The organism is Stenotrophomonas sp. PS02298 (assembly GCF_029959445.1).
Taxonomy (GTDB): domain Bacteria; phylum Pseudomonadota; class Gammaproteobacteria; order Xanthomonadales; family Xanthomonadaceae; genus Stenotrophomonas.
Genome location: NZ_JASCOR010000180.1, coordinates 1 through 8,046 on the forward strand (window position 1 = coordinate 1; position 8,046 = coordinate 8,046).

The window sequence follows — 8,046 nt, forward strand, 5'->3', positions numbered from 1 at the left end:
ATGCTCGGCTGGGGCTCTACCGGTAACGCCCCCGCCGAGCATGGCTCGGCACTACGCTGTGCTCCCTCCCTTTCGCGTAGCGAAGGGGAGGGCTGGGGAGGGGTTGGTTTTTGCTGGCAAGGCCCCTGCCGAGCCTGGCTCGGCACTACGCTGTGCTCCCTCCCTTTCGCGTAGCGAAGGGGAGGGTTGGGGAGGGGGGCTTTTTGCTGGCAAGGCCCCTGCCGAGCCTGGCTCGGCACTACAGGTGGTCGAGCGGCTTGGTCGCCGATGTCGTGTCGGGGTGTGGGTCACGTTGTCGTAGCAGCTGTCGCGTTATCGTGCGGGCATAGCGCCTGTCCGATGGGGAATGCATGCCGGTAGTGCTGATCCTGCTGTTCATCGTCTGCCATGCTCTGGTCCTTGCCATCGGCTCGGGTCCCGCTGGCGTTGGTTCCTTCATCTTCCTGGTTGCAGCGCCGCTGCTTGCTGCCTGCTGTTGTGTGTGGCGTGCCCGGCATGACCGGGCGGCGTTGGGCTGGTATACGATCGCGCTGGCAATGCTGCTGTGGTCTGGCGGCATGGCGCTCAATCTGGCCGATGCACTGGGGGCGGGCCGCGCCGACATCACGCCGCGCGCCAGCCTGCTGTTGTATGTGCTCTACGCCGTGCCGCTGGTGTTCATCCTTGCCCGGCCGCGCCGTGAGCGCGCCATCATCAGCCTGATCGAAGCGGCGATGGCGGCATTGTTGGGCGTGTTGTTCTTCGTGCATACCAGCTTTTTCGCCGACCGCATTGATGTCGACGAGCAGGCAATGCGCAACATGCGCTACATGTTCGATGTCCAGAACCTGTGTATTGCCAGCTTCGCAACCGTGCGCTGGTTGGCCAGCGATGTGCCGGAGTGGCGCAGTTTCTTTCGCGTCCTGGCGCTGTATGCCTTGGCTTACCTGCTGATAGCCGGTTATATCAACCACTTCACCTCTGAAGATTCCTTCGGTGCCTACAACGATCTGCTGATTGATCTGCCATTCCTCCTGCTGGCGTGGCTGGCAGTGCGTCGCGCATCGGCCCCGGTGCTGGTGCCCAACCCACGGCTGGTGCGGCTGGTGCAGGCGGGCGGCCCGATGATCGTGGCCTTGCTGCTGCTGGTTGTGGGCACCTTGGTGGTGGACCACGCGCGAACGCTGGCGTTCGCCAGTTTCGTGGTTGCCACCATTGGCTTCAGCCTGCGCAGCACGCTGCTGCAGATCGGCTTGTTGGAGCATCAGGCGGCGCTGGATCAGCTGGCAAGACAGGATGGCCTGACCGGCGTGGCCAACCGCCGTCAGTTCGATGCCGTCCTGCAGACCGAGGCCAGTCGCGCATACCGCAGCGGTGCTGGCCTGGGTCTGCTTCTGGCCGACATCGATCACTTCAAGGCATTCAATGATGCCCACGGACACCCCGCCGGTGATCGTTGCCTGCAGGCCGTTGCTGCGGCGCTGCAGGCGAATGTCCGGCGTGCGGGCGATTGCCTGGCGCGTTACGGCGGGGAGGAGTTCGCTGTGATCGTGCCGGATTGCGGGCGGGAAGATGCGGTCGCCCTAGCCGAAAAGCTGCGGCTGGGCATTGAAACACTTGCCCTGCCGGAGGGTGCGGTCAGCATCAGCGTGGGCGTGGCCTTCCTGCGGCCTTCAGCCATGGCAACTACGACACAGCTGCTGGACGATGCTGATAGCGCGTTGTATGAGGCCAAGCGCGCGGGCAGGAATCGGGTGTCGGTACGCGATGATGTGGTGGCGGGATTCTGATGATCGTCACGTGCAGCCCCCACTCTTGTGGGAGCTGCGTGGGCCGCGAAGCTCGTAAGCCAGACCCTGCGCGCAGTGCAGCGATTGCACGAATCGCTGTTGTTGCTGCCCTGGCTTCGCGGATCATGGCCCGGGGCCACCCTGCGCCGCTCCTACAACGCCAAGGTGAAGTCCGTGTAGGCGTAGCGGTTCTCGCGTAGCACGGAGTCGCCTTGTTCAAGCTTCAACGGGGCGCGGAACATCGGCCCCGCGCTTACACAGGTGTGGAATTCGCCGTTCTCGCCGCAGGCGTCGATGCCTGCTGGTAATTCGTCCAGAAAGGCTTGATCAAATACTCGACCCGCGAAACCGGCATCCAGTCGCTCGCTGTCCACACAGCACAGTTGCGCATGCAGGCCATTCGCAATCATCTGCCGAGCCAGCGCGGTGGTGTCGCGACCAAACAGCGGGAACAGGGGTTGCCAGCCCAGCGTCGCATACTGCTGTTCGCGCCATTGCCGGATGTCTTCCAGCAGCAGGTCACCGAAAGCGATGCTCGCGAGGCGGGGCCAGCACTGTTGGGCTTCGTGCAGCGCTGCTGTCATGCGCTGCAGGTACACGGCGTTGTCGCAGCTCTGCGGTATCCAGGCTTCCAGCAGCGGAAGCCCGGCGGCGTCTGCCTGGGCCAGTAATACCTGACGGCGCACGCCCTGCATCGAGGAGCGGTCATAACCTTCGGTCAGTGTGCTCAGCAGCGCGACAACTTCGATGCCATCGCGTTGCTGGAGTTCGTGCAGTGCCCATGCGGCGTCTTTGCCACCGCTCCAGGACAGCAGTACCTGGGTTGTCACCACTCAACGCACATCGCGCAGTTCCCAGTGGCTGCCGGCCAGCATGCGCAGGCGCTGCTTGAACAGGTCGCCGGGCAGGCTGGTGCTGGCGACCAGGTCGATGCGCAGGTCGGACTGCTTGCCGGTGACCGTGGCGTTCGGATCAACCGCACCCAGGCCGGGGTCCACGTCATCGGGTTCGTCCTGGGTGGCCTTCCAGCGCTCGAACAGCTCCGGTGTGCGCAGTGCAGCCTGTAATTGCTCGGCAAAGGCGTCCGCGCCGCTGGCGGTGAATGACAGGCGTGGATCGTTGCCGCGGGCCTTGGCCGGATCGGGCAGCGAGATGGAATAGAGCACGGACATGGGGTGCCTCCTTGGTAGAGCGTCAGACTAGCGCGTCAGATGTAGTGATTCTGTCCAGATGATTCGGGTTGATCAGCTGCCGAAGGTATGCGGTTCATCGGCAAAGCCTATGGTCACTGCGCCCTTGCCCACGTTGACCATGCCGGTCAGGCTCATCACTGCTTCCAGCAGCGTTACACCGTGCTTCTCACAGGTATCGTGCAGCTGTTGGTAGCCGGGCAGGGCGCGCAACTCGTCCAGCGGGCCGCCGTAGCTGACGCACACCACCGGGGTCATCAGGCCGTGCAGCACGCGCCTGCCGACGAAGTCGAACAGCGCCTGCACCGCGTTGTCGAAGCCCTTGATCTTGGCCACCGGCTCGGTATTGCCACGGTAACCATGCAGCACGGGTTTGATGTCCAGCGCACTGCCCAGGGCGACGCTGAGCAGTCCGACGCTGCGGTCGCCCTTGTGGCGGGCACGGGCGCGCAGGTAGTAGAGGTCGCGGGTGACCATGTAGCCGTGCACGTTGCTGGCTACCAGCTCCAGCCGTTCGCGCATTTGCGGGACGGTGGCACCGCTGTCGCGCAGGCGCACTGCTTCCACCGCGCTCACCGCTTGCGCGGCGAACAGGTTCTGGGTGTCGATGACGCGCAGGCTGAACGGCGAATTGTGGCCGGCCGCCTGGCGGATGGGCTTGTATTCGTTGAGGATGCTGTAGCCGGCCTGCACCGCGTTGTCATGGATGGGGCTGCGGGTGCGGGTGATGGTCATGCAGAAGACCTGGTCGAAATCGGTAACCAGGCGGCTCAGGAACAGGTCGCGGATCTGCTCGGCGCTATAGGGGATGGTTTCCGCTTCGGCGCTGCGCTCGCTCAGCGGTCCCTGCAGGAAGGCCAGGGTGGACTCTTCATCGCGGTGGTCGGGGAGCACCGTGTCGCCGATCCGTACGCTGATGGGGAGCAGCACGATGTTGTTCTGTTGCAGGTAGCCCTTGGGCAGGTCGCAGGCCGAGTCGACCACTATTCCTATGCGCATGCTTTTGTATCCCCCAGGGGTTGTAACAGTCACGAAAGATAGGAACCCTATCTCAAAACATGGGATGGAGTTGGTGGTTTGTGCGGGCGCCGTCCCAATCTCGGTTGGGTTTTTTCACCTTCCCCTCATTTCATAGGCAGGGGTAGCCTATTAAGCTACTGCCAAGCAACTGAGGCGCTGTCCCCGGATGCGACGACATCGGTGGGAAGTGTCACCGCCTGAGGGTAGGCGGTGAACCAGGGATCAGTAATGGAAACTGCAAGTTCGGTAGTTGAGTTTTGGCGTGCGGCGGGTCCGCAGCGTTGGTTTGTGCGTGACGAGGCCTTTGATGTCGAGTTCAGGGAGCGCTTCCTGGACCTGCACTACCAGGCAGCCCGGCGCGGTTGTGAGGACTGGCTGGAAAATGCCGAGGGCGCGTTGGCGCTGCAGATCCTGCTGGACCAGTTTCCGCGCAACTGCTTCCGTGGCACCGCGCACTCTTACGCTACCGACGGGTTGGCGCGGCACTACGCCACCCGCACCATCGAGGAAGGGTGGGACCGCGAACTGCCGCTCAAGCTGCGGGCTTTCATCTACCTGCCGTTCGAGCACTCCGAGGATCCGCAGGACCAGGAGCGTGCGGTGGCGATGTTCGAGGTGCTGGGCGATCTGGAATACCTGAAATACGCCGAAGTGCATCGCGATGTCATCCGCCGCTTTGGCCGCTTTCCCCACCGCAATGCGGTGCTCGGGCGTATCCCGACTGCCGAAGAACTGCACTTCCTTGCTGAAGGTGGCTTTGCGGGCTGAGTGCCGGGGTTTGCCAGCTGCCCGGGCAGCGAATCGCAGACAGGAAAAACGCCGGCATTGCCGGCGTTTTTCATTGCTGCCAGGCGCCTGGATCAGTACTTCGGAACGCTGTTGTCCACGTTCTCCGACCAGGCATCGATGCCGCCGGTGATGTTGAACACATTGGTGAAGCCCAGTGCCAGGAACTGCGCGGCAGCCTGTGCGCTGCGGCCGCCACGGTGGCACAGGAACGCCAGTGCGGTGTCCTTGGGCAGGGCTTCGAGCTTGGCGCGGTTGTCGCCGTCGAAGGTTTCGAAGCTGCCATTGATCGCGGCGATGGCGCGCTCGTCAGCCGGACGCACGTCGACCACGGTGATCGCACCGGCACGCAACTGGTCGTCGGCGCTGCGCACGTCCAGGTCCTGCACCGGCTTGGGGGCATTCGGGTTGTTGATTGCCAGGCCCTGGCCGCGGATGTCGTCGACCCAGTCGATGGTGATGCCGTCGGCGCGACGCGCGCTGGAGGGGTCGAACTGCACGCGCAGGCCGTTGGATTCAGCCGCGATGGCGTTGTCGTCGAACGGGGCCAGCTGGAAGTTCGGCTGGAAGCTGGCATCGATGCTCAGCTGCAGGGCCGCGCCGGGCGAGTCGGCCAGTGCACCCTTGAGCATTTCCACCGCAGCCGGGGTGACGGTGATCGACGGCGGGGTGCGGTCCGGTGCGGCCAGGCCGAGCAGGCTGCTCAGTTCGCCGCTGCTGGCCATCTGCAGGATGATGTCGCTGCCGCCGATCAGCTCGCCGTCCACGTACAGCTGCGGGATGGTCGGCCAGTCGCCGTAGGCCTTGATGCCTTCACGGATTTCCTGGTCGGCCAGCACGTTGACGTGGTTGAACTGCACGCCCAGGTCCTGCAGCGCGCCAACAGCCTTGGCCGAGAAACCGCACTGCGGCATGGTCGGCTGGCCCTTCATGAACAGGACGACGCGGTCGGCGCCGAGGATGGATTCAATGCGCGAACGCAGGGCGGGGTCCAGGGACATCGTGAACTCGTATAAGTGGTCGTAGACCAGCTGATTCTACGCTGCATGGCATCATAGGGAATGACTGCCCCGGAAACCCTGCATCGCATTCCCGTACACCCCTGGCGTTGGCTGCCCTGGCTGCTTGTCTCGCAATTGCTGGTCGCACTGCTGTGGTGGCGGTTGGGCTGGATGTGGGGTTTGCCCTTGCTGCTGCTCAGTCACGCCCTGTTCGTCGTACCGGTATTCCTCCCCAACAGCCGCTTCTACGCGCCGGTGACCAGCCGCGCGCCCGGCCAGGACGTGTGGTTGACCATCGATGACGGCCCGTCCGATGAGACCCTGGCGGTGCTGGAGCTGCTCGACCGGCACGACGCCAAGGCGACCTTTTTCATGGTCGGTGAGCGCGCGCAGGCCCGTCCGGAACTTGTACAGGAGGTGCTGCGGCGAGGGCATGACATCGGCAATCACAGCCATTCACACCCGCAGGCGCGCTTCTGGGCACTGGGTCCGGCGCAGATGGCGCGTGAAATCGGCCAATGCCAGCAGGTGTTGACGACGATTGCCGGGTCGCCACCGCGTTGGTATCGCTCGGTGGTGGGCATGACCAACCCGTTCGTGGCGGTGGCGCTCAAGCGCCATGGGCTGGTGCGGATTGGCTGGAGCGCCCGCGGCTACGACGGCGTGAACTGCACCCCGGAGGGCGTGGTCGCGCGGATTGCGCCGGATCTGGCACCAGGCGCCATTGTCCTGCTGCATGAAGGTGCCGCCCACGGCCACAACTTGGCCATCATCGACGCCGTACTGCAGCAGATGCATGCGCGCGGCCTGCGCGCCCGCCTGCCGCAGCCAACAGCGTAGACTCGCTTCCCCGCCATTGCGCGGCGTTCTGGAACCGCACCATGCCTTTCTCCCAACTCGGCCTGTCTCCCTACGTGCTGCCCGCGCTGCAGCAGGCCTTGCAGCAGGCCGGTTATCTGGCGCCAACGCCGATCCAGCAGCAGGCGGTGCCGTTGCTCTTGAAAGGGCGCGATGTGGTTGCGCTGGCGCCCACCGGCTCAGGCAAGACGGCCGCTTACGTACTGCCGGCGCTGCAGCGCTTCTTCATGGCAACGCCGCGCAAGCCGCGTGTGCTGGCCCAGTTGATCCTGGTGCCGACCCGCGAACTGGCACAGCAGGTAAGCGACGTGTTTGCCACCTTGGGCCGCGAGTTGCCGCGACGGCCGCATCTGGTCTGTGCGGTCGGCGGTGTGTCGATCAATCCGCAGATGATGTCGCTGCGCGGTGGTGCCGACATCGTCGTGGCCACCCCCGGGCGTTTGTTGGATCTGCTGGCGCATAACGCCCTGTCATTGAAGCAGGTGCAGCTGCTGGTGCTGGACGAAGCCGACCGTCTGCTGGAGCTGGGCTTCGGCGACGAGTTGCGGCAGATCCTGGCCGAGTTGCCGGTGAAGCGGCAGACCGCCTTGTTCTCGGCCACGTTTGCGGCCGATATCCAGGCCTTGGCTGCGGCGGGGCTGCATGAACCGCAGCGCCTGGAAATCGGTGAGCAGTCGGCGCCGGATATCGAACAGCGTGCCATCCACGTCGATAGCGCCCGGCGCGTCGAGTTGTTGCTGTCCTTGCTGGAAGATCCGCAGTGGCAACAGGTATTGGTCTTTGTCGGCAGCATCCGTGACGGTGACCGTTTGGCGTCGCAGCTGCGCAAGGCCGAGGTCAACGCGCAGGCCCTGCACGGTGAACTATCGCAGGGCCGACGCTTCCGCATGTTGCAGGATTTCAAGGATGGTCAAACGCGGGTGCTGGTCGCGACCGACCTGGCTGCGCGCGGCATCGACATCACCCGTTTGCCGGTGGTGGTGAATTACGACCTGCCGCGTGCGCCCGCGGATTACCTGCACCGCATCGGCCGCACCGGGCGGGCAGGGGAGAAGGGACTGGCGCTGAGTTTTGTCGATTCGGCGGCGATGGCGCATTGGCGCCTGATCTGCAAACGCCATGGCCTGCAGAGCAGGACCGAGGTGCTTGAGGGCTTTGAGCCTACGCAGGCAGCACCGGTGGCAAGCGTGGTTGCCGACGACAACGGTGGCATCAAGGGACGCCGGCCGAGCAAGAAAGACCGCGCGCGTGCGGCGGCGGCGGAAAAATCTGGATCCTGACAGGGGCGCAGTCGGCCGGGCCGCCTTTGGTAGAGCCGAGCCATGCTCGGCTGGGGCGTTGCCGGTGCAGCCTCACCTGTAGTGCCGAGCCATGCTCGGCAGAGGCCTTGCCGGTAAAGCCCATTGCCGAGCATGGCTCGGC

General features: G+C 64.6%; 8 protein-coding genes. 4 read left to right on the top strand and 4 right to left on the bottom strand.

Features of this window, described 5'->3' with window-relative positions:
* The first annotated feature begins 350 nt into the window (after positions 1 to 350).
* Positions 351 to 1,769 carry a GGDEF domain-containing protein gene (locus QMX78_RS18510; protein ID WP_282272302.1) on the top strand — a complete coding sequence of 473 codons (1,419 nt, stop codon included), beginning with the start codon at positions 351 to 353 and terminating at the stop codon, positions 1,767 to 1,769.
* 152 nt (positions 1,770 to 1,921) lie between these two features.
* Here the strand turns inward: QMX78_RS18510 and QMX78_RS18515 are convergent, their stop codons facing one another.
* The 3 genes from QMX78_RS18515 to QMX78_RS18525 all read right to left on the bottom strand — a co-directional run bounded on the left by QMX78_RS18515 (position 1,922) and on the right by QMX78_RS18525 (position 3,958).
* Positions 1,922 to 2,599 (bottom strand): adenine nucleotide alpha hydrolase, encoded by a 678-nt coding sequence (locus QMX78_RS18515; protein WP_282272303.1) that lies wholly within the window; start codon positions 2,597 to 2,599, stop codon positions 1,922 to 1,924.
* A 3-nt stretch (positions 2,600 to 2,602) separates the two neighbouring features.
* The gene (locus tag QMX78_RS18520) at positions 2,603 to 2,941 is read right to left on the bottom strand and encodes a hypothetical protein (RefSeq protein ID WP_282272304.1); all 339 of its coding nucleotides are present in this window, start codon (positions 2,939 to 2,941) and stop codon (positions 2,603 to 2,605) included.
* A 72-nt stretch (positions 2,942 to 3,013) separates the two neighbouring features.
* Positions 3,014 to 3,958 (bottom strand): DegV family protein, encoded by a 945-nt coding sequence (locus QMX78_RS18525; RefSeq protein WP_282272306.1) that lies wholly within the window; start codon positions 3,956 to 3,958, stop codon positions 3,014 to 3,016.
* Between the two features lie 249 nt (positions 3,959 to 4,207).
* Between QMX78_RS18525 and QMX78_RS18530 the strand changes: the two genes are divergently transcribed.
* A complete protein-coding gene (locus QMX78_RS18530) occupies positions 4,208 to 4,747 on the top strand; it encodes a DUF924 family protein (RefSeq protein ID WP_282272308.1) in 540 nt (179 codons plus the stop codon).
* A gap of 92 nt (positions 4,748 to 4,839) precedes the next feature.
* On the opposite strand, the gene grxD is transcribed toward QMX78_RS18530, so the two are convergent.
* Entirely contained in the window at positions 4,840 to 5,766 is a 927-nt protein-coding gene (gene grxD / locus QMX78_RS18535; protein WP_282272310.1) for a Grx4 family monothiol glutaredoxin, read from the bottom strand.
* A gap of 60 nt (positions 5,767 to 5,826) precedes the next feature.
* Here grxD and QMX78_RS18540 point away from each other — a divergent pair, with 60 nt between their 5' ends.
* Together QMX78_RS18540 and QMX78_RS18545 are read left to right on the top strand one after the other, a co-directional pair.
* Positions 5,827 to 6,606, top strand: a complete 780-nt coding sequence (locus QMX78_RS18540; protein WP_282272313.1) for a polysaccharide deacetylase family protein — start codon at positions 5,827 to 5,829, stop codon at positions 6,604 to 6,606.
* Between the two features lie 41 nt (positions 6,607 to 6,647).
* Positions 6,648 to 7,904 (top strand): DEAD/DEAH box helicase, encoded by a 1,257-nt coding sequence (locus tag QMX78_RS18545; protein WP_282272315.1) that lies wholly within the window; start codon positions 6,648 to 6,650, stop codon positions 7,902 to 7,904.
* The last annotated feature ends 142 nt before the right edge of the window (positions 7,905 to 8,046 follow it).

Excerpts from the sequence above, each read along its gene's own strand:
- QMX78_RS18510 (WP_282272302.1), top strand. The coding sequence starts at position 351 with ATGCCGGTAGTGCTGATCCTGCTGTTCATCGTCTGCCATGCTCTGGTC.
- QMX78_RS18520 (WP_282272304.1), bottom strand. The coding sequence starts at position 2,941 with ATGTCCGTGCTCTATTCCATCTCGCTGCCCGATCCGGCCAAGGCCCGC.
- QMX78_RS18525 (WP_282272306.1), bottom strand. The coding sequence starts at position 3,958 with ATGCGCATAGGAATAGTGGTCGACTCGGCCTGCGACCTGCCCAAGGGC.
- QMX78_RS18530 (WP_282272308.1), top strand. The coding sequence starts at position 4,208 with ATGGAAACTGCAAGTTCGGTAGTTGAGTTTTGGCGTGCGGCGGGTCCG.
- grxD (WP_282272310.1), bottom strand. The coding sequence starts at position 5,766 with ATGTCCCTGGACCCCGCCCTGCGTTCGCGCATTGAATCCATCCTCGGC.
- QMX78_RS18540 (WP_282272313.1), top strand. The coding sequence starts at position 5,827 with ATGACTGCCCCGGAAACCCTGCATCGCATTCCCGTACACCCCTGGCGT.
- QMX78_RS18545 (WP_282272315.1), top strand. The coding sequence starts at position 6,648 with ATGCCTTTCTCCCAACTCGGCCTGTCTCCCTACGTGCTGCCCGCGCTG.